This is a genomic window from Pseudoalteromonas sp. CO325X (assembly GCF_004208955.1).
Classification (GTDB): domain Bacteria; phylum Pseudomonadota; class Gammaproteobacteria; order Enterobacterales; family Alteromonadaceae; genus Pseudoalteromonas; species Pseudoalteromonas ruthenica.
This window is the reverse complement of record NZ_SGPG01000032.1, coordinates 42,846-55,283: the sequence shown is the minus strand read 5'-3', so window position 1 is coordinate 55,283 and position 12,438 is coordinate 42,846. Positions and strand designations below refer to the sequence as shown.

Below are 12,438 nucleotides of genomic sequence, written 5' to 3'. Positions count from 1 at the left end.
GTCACAGTTAAGTTTTACCACGCTAGAGTTCACTCGCACCCTGCTTGGCATGCTCGTGGGCGGTTAATTTCAATCACGAGTATGCTAAGCTTCTCAACAATTTCACCCTAGCTAGCATTTGCACATACATGGCGTCGAAAAAATCTCCCAGCAAAAAGAAGTCCAATTCCAAAAAAGCAGCCTCTAAGCAGCCATCATCAACCTTTAAGCGGGTTATGAAGCGATTATTTTCCATTGCCTGGAAGCTGGCTTTAGTCACATTCATTAGTGTGGCTTTGTACATGATTTATCTCGATGTCAAAGTAACCAGGCAGTTTGAGGGCAATAAGTGGCAGTTACCTGCGCAGGTATACGCCCGGGCAATGAACTTTTATCCTGGGCAATACCTATCTCTAGAGGAAGTAGAGTGGGAGCTGCAACGCCTAAACTACACGCAAGTGACTAAGCTTGCTCATACTGGGCAATATGAGCAAAGTCGAACTCGGCTACGCATTTATCGTCGTGCTTTTGAGTTTGCCGATGGCGCAGAGCAAGCACATATTATTGAGCTGCGTTTTAAAGGTGACCGCTTGGCCAGCGTACAAAACAATATAGGCCAGCGCTTAGAGCGTGCGCGACTGGAGCCGGTGCAAATAGCTCGTATCGGTAATGACAAAACCCAAGACCGAGAATTTTTGCCCCTAGATAAGTTCCCATCATTATTAAAAGAGACCTTGCTAGTGGTGGAGGATCAGGACTTTTATCAGCATCATGGCGTTTCGCTTTGGTCAATTATGCGCGCCTTGTATGCCAATATTCGAGCTGGGCGCACGGTACAAGGTGGCAGCACGTTAACACAGCAGCTTGCGAAGAACTTTTACTTATCGCGAGAGCGCACTTTAGTCCGCAAGATCAACGAGGCGTTAATCGCGCTGATCTTGGATTACCGCTATTCCAAAGATGCCATACTCGAGGCCTACCTTAATGAGGTTTACCTAGGTCAGTCATACACTAAAGGCGTGCATGGTATGGGGCTGGCATCGGAGTTTTACTTTTCCAAGCCTGTTGATGAGCTGGAGTTTGACCAAATTGCGCTACTGGTCGCTTTGGTGAAGGGGCCGTCGTACTATAATCCGCGACGTTATGAAGAGCGCGCCATGGAGCGACGCGACCTTGTACTGCGGTTAATGGCCGAAAATGGTTTGCTAACAACCAACGAATATCGTCGGGCCCTAAAACGGCCTCTGGATATCGTCGCGATGCGTCGTGATATTAATAAAACCTACCCAGGCTATTTAGAGCTGGTTAATCGTGAGCTCAAAGAGCTACTTCCCAATAAAGCCACATTGGATGCTGGAGTGCGGGTATTTACATACCTTGATTTACAAAAACAAGAAGCGATGGAAGCGTCAATTGAAAAGTCGCTCCCCTATTTAGAACGGCGCCCGAAAACACAGCAGTTGGAAGCGGCGATGCTGTCAGTTAATCGTGAAGTAGGGGGCGTATCTGCCTTGGTTGCTGGACGCGATGTCCGTTATTCCGGTTTTAACCGGGTACTGGATACTAAACGGAATATCGGCTCTTTGGTGAAACCTGCGGTGTATTTAACAGCCTTGCAGTTACCACAATATAACTTAGGGACTTTGTTGGATGACAGGCCACTGGAGGTGACTGACGAGCAAGGTGAGGTTTGGCAACCTGACAACTTCGACCATCAACACCGAGGAATGTTGCCTTTATACCGTGCCTTTAGTCAAAGTATTAATATTCCAGCGGTCAATTTAGGGTTAGACGTGGGCGTCGACAAGGTTGCCAATACTTTACAGGGGTTGGGTGTGCAGTCGCGTATCAATCAATATCCATCGCTGCTGTTGGGGGCATTGGAGCTATCGAGCTTTGAAGTGGCGCAAATGTACACCACATTGGCGAATGATGGCGCTTATGGCCAGCTAAGCAGTATTTCGGCATTGACTGATAACAGTGGCCGAGTGCTGTATCGCCATCAGTTTGCCCCGCAGCAACGTTTTGCTAAAGATGCGATTTATATGACCAAGTATGGTATGAAACGGGTGACTAAAGATGGCACGGGTAAGCGTTTAAATAAACACTTCCCAACGATTCAATTGGCTGGCAAAACAGGCACCAGTAACAACTTACGTGATAGCTGGTACGCTGGGTTTGACCAAAGTACCGTCACTGTTGCTTGGGTGGGCCGAGATGACAACCAAAGTACCGGATTAACCGGTTCGGTGGGAGCATTGGAACTCTATATTCGTTATCTGCGTCAGCTCAACCCTCAATCTATCGCCGATACTCGCCCTGAAGGTATTCGTTGGGCTTTCGTTAACGAGGCCACCGGTGAGCAAGCGCCTCCTGGTTGTGGCAAGGTTATCCAGCTACCAGTGCGCGAGCGCGAGTTTAATCCACGCCCTCCGTGTCGGCAGTAAAAGCCGTTAATCGATATGCATTAAAAAGCCGCCTCAAGGGCGGCTTTTTGTCAGCTAATGAACCATGGGTTTATGGCTTCACCGCCTTATAGCTTTGCAAATGCACGCTCAGCGGCGGCAATCGTTGTTTCTATTTGCTCATCGCCATGAGCGGCGCATACAAACCCAGCCTCAAACGCTGATGGAGCGAGGTACACCCCCTCTTCTAGCATTAGGTGAAAAAAGCGCTTAAAACGCTCAAGGTCACATTCGGTAGCTTGCTGGTAGCTGCTTACCTGCTCGGCGTCGGTAAAGAAAAAGCCAAACATACCGCCTGCATAGTTAGTTGTTAGGGCGATCCCTGCTTTGTCAGCGGCCGCTTGGAAACCGCTACACAGCGCCTTACTCTTCGCTTCCAGCTGCTCATGTAAACCTGGCTCGCTGAGCAGCTGCAAGGCTTTTAAGCCAGCAGCCATGGCGATGGGGTTCCCAGAGAGAGTACCGGCTTGATAAACAGGCCCAACTGGCGCGATATAGTCCATAATTGCTTGTTTACCGCCAAAAGCGCCCACCGGCATGCCGCCGCCGATCACTTTACCTAAACAGGTCAGGTCAGGGGTAATATTGTAATAAGCTTGAGCACCGCCTAGTGCAACGCGAAAGCCGGTCATTACTTCATCGAAGATCAGGACGCTGCCGTGTTCATCGCAAATTTCACGCAGGCCCTCTAAAAAGCCAGGTTGCGGTGGAATGCAATTCATATTGCCAGCCACCGGCTCGATAATAATACAGGCGATGTCTTGTGGATACTCGGCAAAAATAGCCTTCACTTCGTCAAGGTTATTGAACGACACAGTGAGGGTGTGTTTGGCAAAATCTTCTGGGATCCCTGGCGAGTTTGGCACACCCATGGTTAATGCCCCAGAGCCTGCTTTAACCAGCAGAGAGTCGGCGTGGCCGTGATAGCAGCCTTCAAACTTTAGAATCTTATCGCGGCCGGTGTAACCACGCGCCAAACGAATCGCGCTCATGGTGGCTTCTGTACCAGAGTTAACCATGCGCACCGAATCAATGGAAGGCACTAATTCTTTTACTTTCTCAGCCATATCAATTTCGGCTTCGGTAGGTGCGCCATAGCTCAAGCCGCACTCTACCGCTTGATGTACTGCTTGTTTAATTTCAGGGTGGTTGTGGCCTAAAATCATCGGTCCCCAAGAGCCCACATAGTCGATGTATTTTTTGCCATCGGCATCATAGGTGTATGCACCTTCGGCATGAGTGATAAACAATGGCGTACCACCTACACCATTGAAAGCACGTACGGGAGAATTAACGCCACCGGGAATAGAGGCTTGGGCGCGGGAATATAAGTCTTGGCTTTTGCTCATAATGCTTCCTATAAATTCGGGTCAGTTGACCTTTTAAGTGTGTAGCAGCTCACTTGGCATATTTACGAATCTGAGCCTGTGTAAGTTTAACTGCGTATCCAGGCGGGGCAGGGCCCCTCAGCGATATGCATACACGTTGGTTTTAGTCTTCACGTTTACGGCTGAACCACGGTACTGTGGTTTCATACTTTTCTACTTGGTTCTCGACCCCAAGGGTTAATGCAAACAGCGCCATACGAATTAACACACCATTTTGAACTTGGCGGAAAATCGCTAAATTATCATTGGCATTTAAATCATTATCTAATTCATTGGCATCGCTGCGACTATCACGTGGCAACGGGTGCATCAGCACTGAACTGGGCTTGCAATGGGCGTTGTAGATGGACTGGGAAATACGAAAACCACCACGGTATTTATTGGCTTCTTCTTGGCTTGGAAAGCGCTCTTCTTGAATGCGAGTTTGGTAGACGATATCAGCGGCCAGATTACCTTCCATTTTATCGGCAAGGACAATGCGGTGGCCGGCATCGCTGACGCTGTCTAGAATGGTTTGTGGCATTTGCAAGCCATCCGGGGCAACCATGGTAAAGCGCACGTCTTTATAATGACATAGCAACTTGGATAACGAATGCACGGTACGGCCATATTTTAGGTCGCCGACTAGAGCGATATGCATGCCATCAATTTTTTGGCCAAAGCGGTTTAACTCGCGATCGATGGTTAACAAGTCGAGTAGTGCTTGAGTGGGATGCTCGTTGGGGCCATCACCGCCATTAAGTACAGGGACGCTACAGCCGGTGGCAAACTCGGCCACGGAGCCGGCATCGGGGTGGCGCATAGCGACAGCATCGGCATAAGCAGAGATGACGCGTGCGGTATCGTAGAGGGATTCCCCTTTGGCCAAAGCGGAGCTTTGCATGCCTGTTGTCTCGCGCACTAATCCGCCTAGCAAGTTAAAGGCGGTGCCAAAGCTGACCCGTGTACGGGTGCTAGGCTCAAAAAATAGATTCGCAAGAATCGCCCCTTCGAGCACTTTTGTGCGTTTTTGTTTTTTGGCATAAGGTTCCATCCGTTTAGCCACTGCAAATATATGCTCGATACTTTCTCTATCAAGTTGATTTACAGACAGAATGTTTTCACCTAAGAAGCGTAGCATGGAGGTCTTCCCAAACAATAAAGTGAGACAGTATGAGGGTACGTTGGGGCTAACACCGCCATCGAGTGTAAGCCGCAAGTACGCCACCGCGTTTGGAGGCGCACTATAGCAGATTTTTTCTAATTTTTAGAGTGCCGGTTTTAATACTGCCAAAAAGATGATTGCCAGCAGTACTAATACGGGAAGTTCATTGAAAATACGATAAAACCGGTCACTACGGGTGTTTTTGTCGTGTTTAAAATCACTTAATAGCTTAAAACAGTAGCCATGATAGGCGTACAAAATAAGCACTAAAGTGAGTTTGTAGTGCAGCCACATGCTAGCGCGAAACCACTCGCGGCCATACTCGACGATCATCAGTACCCCAAACACCGCAGTTAAAATCGCAAACGGGGTAACGAACAGGAGTAACCGGCGCTCCATAACTTTTAGCATAGAGCTGCATGATTTCTCTTCGTTGAGCGCGTGATAAACAAACAAGCGTGGTAAATAAAAAATACCAGCGAACCAGGCAACCATGAAAAATAGGTGTAGAGCTTTATATACCAAAATCAGTGACATTGTACTTCCCAGTTAGAGTAAGGCATTACGAATAGTGAGAATGTGGCGGATTTGATCCCAGCGCATAATTCCCAGAATTTCTTTATGATCGTGCATATCATACACATACACGGCGCCGCTACGCTTGTCTTTGAGCACATCGAAGGCATCTGATAGGGTGGCCTGTGAGCTCACCCCTTCGAGCGTAACGTAGCGGATATTGATATTTTCCTCAGACATTAAATTAAGATCATATTCCGCGAGTCGGTAGCCATTTTCTTCATCATAAACAATCAGCGGCGTTTGTCCGTCGAGATTATCCAAAGACTCTTTGATTTGCTCTTTGTCCTCGGCGTATAGCAGCTTAAAGTCTTCATTCATCTCTGCCATGATGCCGACTTTTTGCAGTGCCTCCGTGGCTGGAGATACTTGGTAGGTCAGCCCCTGAAAGTCGAGTTGTTGGAGGAAAATAGAGCGGTTGCCAAACACTTGTAAGGCGGTGACGTAAGCGGTCACAATCACTAACATCGCTGGCACAATAATTTGCGGACTGGAAGTGAGCTCCATCACCGCTGTCAGCGACGCCAGTGGTGCATGCAGAGTCGCGGCAAGTAATCCGGCCATGCCTAATACACCATAGGTGCCAGCAACGTCGGTGCCGGGGGCAACAAGGTGGGCGAAAAATGACATTAAGGTGCCCATAATAACTCCCAAACCAATAACCGGGCCAATCAGGCCGCCAGGTATACCTAAGCCGATGGCAAACAACGTTGCCAGTAGTTTAGCGATCAATATGGTCAGCAGCAGTTGTACATTATCCGGTGAATGAGTAGCGATAGTAATGGCGCTCATTCCCGAGCCCATTGCTTGCGGGACTAGGTAACCGATGCCGCCGGCAATAATGCCGGCAATAATCAATCGCGGCAGCATTGATAAGGGTTTAAAGGTGCGAATAATGAGCATCAGATTTTTGTTAAAGGCATAGGCGATGGCGCCTAAGGTCATGCCGCAAATGACTAAGTAGGGATAATGCCAAAAGCTCAGTGGAGTAACGCTGATGAGCGCCAACTCTATGTCATCACCAAAAACAAACTGAGTAGCTAAAGCCCCGGTAACGGCGGCGAGCATAATAGGAACAAAGATATGCACTTTGTATTCACGGAGGACCACTTCCATAACGAAAATTACGGCTGCTAAAGGGGTGTTAAAGGAGGCTGCAATCCCTGCGGCTACACCACAACCGCTAAGTGTCCGCATGGCGTTATAGGGCAGGTGGAGCTGGTTAGCAAGCATGCTTGCGCCTGTTGCGCCCATATGAACGGAGGGGCCTTCACGACCTACCGAAAAACCACTAATCAATGCTAGAGCACCGCCAAAGAACTGGTTTACTGTGTTATAAAAAGGCATTTGTCCGTAGTGCATTTTCATACGGTGAATAACAAAGGGAATACCAAGTCGGTAGTGCTTAAAGCCAGTAAGGTAGGCAAACAGTGCGATAATACAGGCTGCGCCAACAGGCAGTAAAAACCGTTCTAATGCCGATAAGGTGGTAAAGTCATCAAAATTATCTAGAAAGATGTTTTGTACTAACACAATAGTCAAACGAAATAGAATAATTAATCCCGCTGCAATCAAACCTGCGGCAATACCGAGAAGGCAAAGCTGGATTGAGGTTTTAGGGCGAGCAAGGCGTCGTCTTAGCGCCTCTAGTTGCATACCTATTCCTTTGTTCTTAATGACTATGGAGTGCGCTTAAGTCTACCAAAGGTTTATATATAAATCCTTGTTTAACGTCACACTTTGTCAGAGCAATGATGGCAGACTAATGTTGCTGGTCGCACTAGCGTCGCACATGAGCCATGTTATGATGCTTTCGCGCGGCAATACTTGATTAACTTAGTCGGGTATTAGATAATTCGCAGTAAATGAGCAGTGAGAGAAAGAGTATGTCCGAGCAATTACCAATTAAATTCAGTGATGCCGCTGCTGCGCGTGTAAAGCAGCTTATTGAAGAGGAAGAGAATCCTTCATTGATGCTGCGCGTTTATGTCACTGGTGGCGGCTGTTCAGGCTTTCAGTATGGCTTCACGTTTGCGGAGCAGGCCAATCCAGGCGACATGCAGATAGAAAAGAATGGTGTGACCTTAGTGGTCGACCCAATGAGTATTCAATATCTGGTTGACGGTGAAGTCGATTATACCGAAGGGCTTGAGGGTTCACGCTTTTTTGTGAATAACCCGAATGCCACTACAACCTGTGGCTGTGGTGCTAGTTTTAGCGTTTAAGCTTTAGGTTGAATCAGAAATTGAAAAAAATGCCGCATTCGCGGCATTTTTTGTGGTTGAACGTTATTCTAGCGGAGTATTGGTAACAAACAGCATCAAAGTGAAGAAACCTAAAACTAAGGTGGACAAAGCAACAATATACACAAATCCTTTACGACCTTGTTTTAGCGGTATACGGTTGTAATGGAGAAAAAGCCACCACAATAAACACAAAAGAATTGGCAAGATAAAGAGCAATCTGAGCATTTTTTCCCCTAAATTCCCTGTTTTCCTTCATATTAGCTTATAAGTACCTAACGCTAAAGGTAAAAATAAACTATCGATTTTATGAGTGAAATTAATTAATATCTTGTTAAACTCTAGTGCGTGATTCATTGCGAAAATTGCAGTGAAAATTCTCGCGCCGGAATTAGGTAAATTTTTGTATATAAACTATACCTAAAATAGGACATGTGGTTTAATACCGCGTGAATGAGACGGGCAAATTTCATTCAATCCTATTTATCAACCGTGATATGTATAGCAATTCATCTAGTAGGAGATGTAATTATGATGGGTAAAACCGTTTCTTCCGAAGAAAACGGAAGACTAACAAAGTGGCTAAAAGACAAACGCCATGAAAAAGGCCACACTATGCGCAGCTTGGCTCAAGTTTTGGGCACGCCGCACTCTTTTATCGGTAAAATAGAAAACCAAGAACGTCGTTTAGATGTTATTGAGTTCATGCGTTATTGCGACGCCCTTGAAGTTGACCCTTATGAAGGTCTGTCACTACTTCAAGAACAAGCGTAATACCGATAAACCAGAGCCCAGGAAGGGCTCTAGGTTCTTCTTCCTATACCCTACCAATTATTCTTTAACCTTCGCTGAACGTGCATGATACTGTTGTTCAAGCTGGTATAACCGTTTTCTGATTAGATATAAAAATAGTAGTGATGGCAGCACCATAAGTGCAGTCAGTATAAAGAACGTGGACCAGTCGCCGTGAAGCCAATCATCAACCACTACACCACTGTATCCAGAGAGCAAAGTGCGCCCCAGGTTGCCCAATGAAGCCAGCAGCGCGTAGTGCGTAGCGCTGAAGGCGCGATCGCACAGCATGGAAATAAACGCAACCATAGCAACCAGTGACCAAGCTTGAGTGAAACCGTCTAAAATAATGGCCAACGCATATAAATGCAGCTTAGGGCCAGCAACCGCTATCCAAGAAAACATTAAATTAGATGCGGCCATTGCTACGCCACTGATAAATAGCCCTTTTACAATACCAAAGCGGGCATTGAATAAGCTCCCTAGGAACGCGAAAATAATCGTTAGTACCGCCGTACCGAGTTTCGAAAAGGTGGCAATATCGGAATTGCTAAAGCCCACTTCTTTGTAGAAAACGATGGACATTCGCGCTAAAAATGCCTCACCAATTTTGAATAAGAAAATAAACGCTAGCAGAGCAATAGCGGTTTTCACGCCATTTTTAGCAAAAAAGCTGCGTAGCGGCTCGATGATGGTGACCCCTAACCAAGCCAAGGTTTTTTTCAATACTAAAGGAAGAGCGTTAGAATGTTGTTGTAACTTTTGCTGATACTGATGTTCCAACTGTTCATGAACATGCTCACGGTTTGACAGTGGTTCGTTAGCAACAAACACATAGGCAATGAGAGCGGCGACTATCAGCGCCAATGCGAGGTAGACATCTGGCCACTCAATACCGGGGATATCAGCGGCGAAAAAAGGCATGGCACCGAGTAGAGCATAACCTGTCCACCAACCACAGGTTGCCATTGCCGCCGCTGCCGACATCTTTTCACTTTCATTTTCATCCAAAATATCAATACGATAAGCATCAATTGCAATATCTTGAGTGGCAGAAGCAGTGGCAATTACCAGGGCAAGCAGCGCTACTAGATACAGCTGTGCGCCTATATCAACAAAAGTCATAGCCAGCGTGCCCAGCAATATCACGCACTGACAGCAAAGCAACCAACTTCGGCGTTGCCCAAGCCAGGCAGTCACATAAGGAATTTTGACCCGATCAACCAAAGGTGACCACAGGAAGTTAATAGAGTAGGCACCAAACACCATGCCAAATAAGCCAATCATACTGCGGCTTAAGCCCTCATCTTTAAGCCACGCACTCATCACCGAGCCGATCAACACCCAAGGAAAGCCGCTGCTGATGCCAAAAATAAAAATAGTGAGTAAGCGGCGATCACGAAAGTAATTGAAAAAAGTCTGAAGTGATACGGGGTTATGGCTCATGATGACGGCTTACTTGAGATTTTGGGAGGATACGGGCGGTGACGACCGCCCATAGCTGAAAACTAATAAGGTTGCGCTTCGAGTACTTTAATATTGAAAATGATAACCGGTTGTTTAGGAACGTAGGAATAGCCTATTTTCTCTTGGTAGTCGGTCTCGACACGCATGATTTTATCTAAAGTTTCAAACCCCTCTACGACGGAGCCAAACACTGCAAAACCCCAATCACTGCCGGGGTTTAGGTGGTCATTATTATCCATATTGAAGAAAAACTGACGCGTTGCAGAATGCGGCTTGCGGTCTTGGTAAGCCATGGCAATGGTATACATATCGTTTTCCAGGCCGCTGCCGCTTTCATTAAAAATAGGGTCATTCTCATGCAGACCGTCATAATTCTTGTCGTAGCCACCCCCTTGGATGACAAAGTCGCGGTCGTTTTCTTCGTCGCGTTCAACCCGATGAAACACCGACCCTTTATAACTGCCGTCTTGTACGTATGTCAGGAAATTATTGACCGTAATTGGTGCTCGTGAGCGGTCCAGCTCAACAACAATCTTTCCTTCACTGGTGGCGAATTCTACTCGTGGGAAGAGGTTGTCCTTTTGCACAAATTGACCTTGTACAGCCGCGAGTGTGGGCAAGCTGATAAAGAAAGTAAGGAATACGGCGGTAAGTGTGCCAAGAAAACGAGTGTTCATGATGCTCCCTTTTGCATGTAATTGTTCAGTTCAGGGTCGTTCATTATACGAATTACCAGTTGCTCAATCTGCTTATTAAGCTGCGCTTCTACTTTGGCTTGATCATAACCAAATGGGCCGCTGAACTGGCTTTGGCCATTATACATTTTATTGAATTGACTACCATTACGCTGCACGAACACCTGTAGGGCAATCTTCGCAGTACTGTTATGATCGACGGTGTTTTGTTCAACATGGGCGTGTAAATCATGAATAGCAATACGGATATGGGTGGCTCCCATGGCGCTGACCTGAGCCCCATTACGTTGTAGACCTTGCTCAAACACCCGCGTGAGCTTGCTATCAAGCCCCTGAGTGAGCTGCTGTTGTGAATGCTCGCCATCGCTCACTATCACAGTGGCTTTATTAGCACGCTGGTCATTCACTTGCAGTGATACTGTTTGATTAAACTGATGATATTGACCGCCTTGGTATTGTGGGTCAAGAATAGCCTCGGCTGCGCGGTTAGCGCACCCGCTCACAGTAACCAGTGCAGCGCTCAAGAGAAAAAGACGAATAACTGTGTTGCTCATGATCCTACCTATTTTTTTGCACTTAACACGACGAACTTTTTATTCGAACCCAGCAGCTTATGACCACCGAATAAACGGTTAAGTTTCTCATGGTATTGTAAATGTCGGTTGCCTACGATACGAAGCTCGCCGCCGGGGCGCAATACTTTTTTCGCGTCATTAAACATTTGCCAAGCAATATGGTCGGTAATCGCGTTTTGTTGATGAAACGGCGGGTTACATAAGATCAGGTCTTGGCTGGCAGCGGCAAACCCTGTTAAACAATCTGACTGCACAAATTGGCAACGGTGCAAATCATGTTCATGGTTTTGTTCAACATTAAGTCGTGCCGAGGCCACTGCCATGCATGATTCATCAACGAAAGTAAGTTGTGCTTGTGGGCATTGAGCCAAAGTAAGTAGACCAATGACGCCATTGCCACAGCCCAAATCTACAATGCGCAGCGCTTTTTTGGACTGCGGTAGGTAGTTGCTGAAAAAGCGAGCGCCAATATCCAACGAATCACGGGAAAATACATTAGCGTGATTATGCAGGGTGTAAGGAGTGCCTTCGAGCGACCAACTCTTAGGAAAAGGGCTTTGTTGCGCTTTATTGTGCATAGAGGCGGTGATAAGCCGCGCTTTTTTCACCGCCAAGGTGGTGCTTGCTGGGCCTATGTAGCGCGATACGAGATTGATTGTTGAGGTATGAACAGCTTTAGTTTTGCCCCCTAAGATCACCGGCGTGTTTGGGCTTAATGTCTGTGATAACTGGGCCAGTTGATGTTGCAGGTAGCCACTGTTTTTAGGAATTCTGCCGATGACTAAATCATAGTCGTCCAGTTTATCCATGCTGCTAAGTGCAGTGAAATTACTTTCATCTAAGGCATTTTGCGCCAGGTTATAATGCCAAGCTTGGTGGGCCACGTACGAGTCACTGAGCGCACTAATATCAAATTGATGCAAAGCGCAGGCGAGGGCACCAAAGTCGTCATTTAATATAAGCAGCTTTTTTGCACTGGGATGATGCTCTTTGACATAATCAATTAAGTACTCGTCGGCGGCATCCCACGCCTGTAGGCTACGGTTTTTTTGCTCCAGAGGAAAGCGGTGTAGGGTGTAGTGGGTGCCACCGAGTAGGGCGGATGTTATCATAA

General features: G+C 46.9%; 12 protein-coding genes. 3 read left to right on the top strand and 9 right to left on the bottom strand.

All coding sequences use genetic code 11. The features are described from left to right. Nucleotides 1–215 precede the first annotated feature (215 nt). Complete coding sequence (gene mrcB, locus EXT46_RS15810) at nucleotides 216–2,426, top strand: penicillin-binding protein 1B (protein WP_240701151.1); 2,211 nt, start codon at nucleotides 216–218, stop codon at nucleotides 2,424–2,426. Nucleotides 2,427–2,512: 86 nt separating this feature from the next. On the opposite strand, the gene hemL is transcribed toward mrcB, so the two are convergent. From hemL to EXT46_RS15790, 4 genes are all read right to left on the bottom strand, one after another. Continuing rightward, nucleotides 2,513–3,793 (bottom strand): glutamate-1-semialdehyde 2,1-aminomutase, encoded by a 1,281-nt coding sequence (hemL, locus tag EXT46_RS15805; RefSeq protein WP_130148447.1) that lies wholly within the window; start codon nucleotides 3,791–3,793, stop codon nucleotides 2,513–2,515. Between the two features lie 142 nt (nucleotides 3,794–3,935). After that, the gene (locus tag EXT46_RS15800) at nucleotides 3,936–4,952 is read right to left on the bottom strand and encodes an aspartate carbamoyltransferase (protein WP_045980495.1); all 1,017 of its coding nucleotides are present in this window, start codon (nucleotides 4,950–4,952) and stop codon (nucleotides 3,936–3,938) included. 126 nt (nucleotides 4,953–5,078) lie between these two features. Further along, complete coding sequence (locus EXT46_RS15795; protein ID WP_022944584.1) at nucleotides 5,079–5,513, bottom strand: CopD family protein; 435 nt, start codon at nucleotides 5,511–5,513, stop codon at nucleotides 5,079–5,081. A gap of 12 nt (nucleotides 5,514–5,525) precedes the next feature. After that, complete coding sequence (locus tag EXT46_RS15790) at nucleotides 5,526–7,208, bottom strand: chloride channel protein (RefSeq protein ID WP_022944583.1); 1,683 nt, start codon at nucleotides 7,206–7,208, stop codon at nucleotides 5,526–5,528. A 230-nt stretch (nucleotides 7,209–7,438) separates the two neighbouring features. Between EXT46_RS15790 and erpA the strand changes: the two genes are divergently transcribed. Beyond that, nucleotides 7,439–7,777 carry an iron-sulfur cluster insertion protein ErpA gene (gene erpA, locus EXT46_RS15785; protein WP_022944582.1) on the top strand — a complete coding sequence of 113 codons (339 nt, stop codon included), beginning with the start codon at nucleotides 7,439–7,441 and terminating at the stop codon, nucleotides 7,775–7,777. Between the two features lie 63 nt (nucleotides 7,778–7,840). Here the strand turns inward: erpA and EXT46_RS19060 are convergent, their stop codons facing one another. Beyond that, nucleotides 7,841–8,023: a hypothetical protein gene (locus EXT46_RS19060; protein ID WP_053910564.1), complete on the bottom strand. Its 183-nt coding sequence runs from the start codon at nucleotides 8,021–8,023 to the stop codon at nucleotides 7,841–7,843. 303 nt (nucleotides 8,024–8,326) lie between these two features. On the opposite strand from EXT46_RS19060, the gene EXT46_RS15775 reads away from it, so the two are divergent. Continuing rightward, nucleotides 8,327–8,569 (top strand): helix-turn-helix transcriptional regulator, encoded by a 243-nt coding sequence (locus EXT46_RS15775; RefSeq protein WP_022944581.1) that lies wholly within the window; start codon nucleotides 8,327–8,329, stop codon nucleotides 8,567–8,569. 57 nt (nucleotides 8,570–8,626) lie between these two features. Here EXT46_RS15775 and EXT46_RS15770 read toward each other — a convergent pair whose 3' ends face one another. The 4 genes from EXT46_RS15770 to EXT46_RS15755 all read right to left on the bottom strand — a co-directional run bounded on the left by EXT46_RS15770 (nucleotide 8,627) and on the right by EXT46_RS15755 (nucleotide 12,436). Then, complete coding sequence (locus tag EXT46_RS15770) at nucleotides 8,627–10,033, bottom strand: MFS transporter (protein ID WP_130148445.1); 1,407 nt, start codon at nucleotides 10,031–10,033, stop codon at nucleotides 8,627–8,629. A gap of 62 nt (nucleotides 10,034–10,095) precedes the next feature. Continuing rightward, nucleotides 10,096–10,731, bottom strand: a complete 636-nt coding sequence (locus tag EXT46_RS15765; RefSeq protein ID WP_022944579.1) for a peptidylprolyl isomerase — start codon at nucleotides 10,729–10,731, stop codon at nucleotides 10,096–10,098. Beyond that, a complete protein-coding gene (locus tag EXT46_RS15760; RefSeq protein ID WP_045980498.1) occupies nucleotides 10,728–11,303 on the bottom strand; it encodes a YajG family lipoprotein in 576 nt (191 codons plus the stop codon). The genes EXT46_RS15765 and EXT46_RS15760 overlap by 4 nt, the downstream gene beginning before the upstream one ends. 8 nt (nucleotides 11,304–11,311) lie before the next feature. After that, the gene (locus tag EXT46_RS15755) at nucleotides 11,312–12,436 is read right to left on the bottom strand and encodes a methyltransferase (RefSeq protein ID WP_045980499.1); all 1,125 of its coding nucleotides are present in this window, start codon (nucleotides 12,434–12,436) and stop codon (nucleotides 11,312–11,314) included. Nucleotides 12,437–12,438: the final 2 nt, after the last annotated feature.

What these genes read in the sequence shown, in the direction of transcription:
- EXT46_RS15770 (WP_130148445.1), bottom strand. Translation starts at nt 10,033, where the DNA reads ATGAGCCATAACCCCGTATCACTTCAGACTTTTTTCAATTACTTTCGT.
- EXT46_RS19060 (WP_053910564.1), bottom strand. Translation starts at nt 8,023, where the DNA reads ATGCTCAGATTGCTCTTTATCTTGCCAATTCTTTTGTGTTTATTGTGG.
- EXT46_RS15760 (WP_045980498.1), bottom strand. Translation starts at nt 11,303, where the DNA reads ATGAGCAACACAGTTATTCGTCTTTTTCTCTTGAGCGCTGCACTGGTT.
- erpA (WP_022944582.1), top strand. Translation starts at nt 7,439, where the DNA reads ATGTCCGAGCAATTACCAATTAAATTCAGTGATGCCGCTGCTGCGCGT.
- EXT46_RS15795 (WP_022944584.1), bottom strand. Translation starts at nt 5,513, where the DNA reads ATGTCACTGATTTTGGTATATAAAGCTCTACACCTATTTTTCATGGTT.
- EXT46_RS15775 (WP_022944581.1), top strand. Translation starts at nt 8,327, where the DNA reads ATGATGGGTAAAACCGTTTCTTCCGAAGAAAACGGAAGACTAACAAAG.
- EXT46_RS15790 (WP_022944583.1), bottom strand. Translation starts at nt 7,208, where the DNA reads ATGCAACTAGAGGCGCTAAGACGACGCCTTGCTCGCCCTAAAACCTCA.
- EXT46_RS15765 (WP_022944579.1), bottom strand. Translation starts at nt 10,731, where the DNA reads ATGAACACTCGTTTTCTTGGCACACTTACCGCCGTATTCCTTACTTTC.
- EXT46_RS15800 (WP_045980495.1), bottom strand. Translation starts at nt 4,952, where the DNA reads ATGCTACGCTTCTTAGGTGAAAACATTCTGTCTGTAAATCAACTTGAT.
- EXT46_RS15755 (WP_045980499.1), bottom strand. Translation starts at nt 12,436, where the DNA reads ATGATAACATCCGCCCTACTCGGTGGCACCCACTACACCCTACACCGC.
- hemL (WP_130148447.1), bottom strand. Translation starts at nt 3,793, where the DNA reads ATGAGCAAAAGCCAAGACTTATATTCCCGCGCCCAAGCCTCTATTCCC.
- mrcB (WP_240701151.1), top strand. Translation starts at nt 216, where the DNA reads ATGAAGCGATTATTTTCCATTGCCTGGAAGCTGGCTTTAGTCACATTC.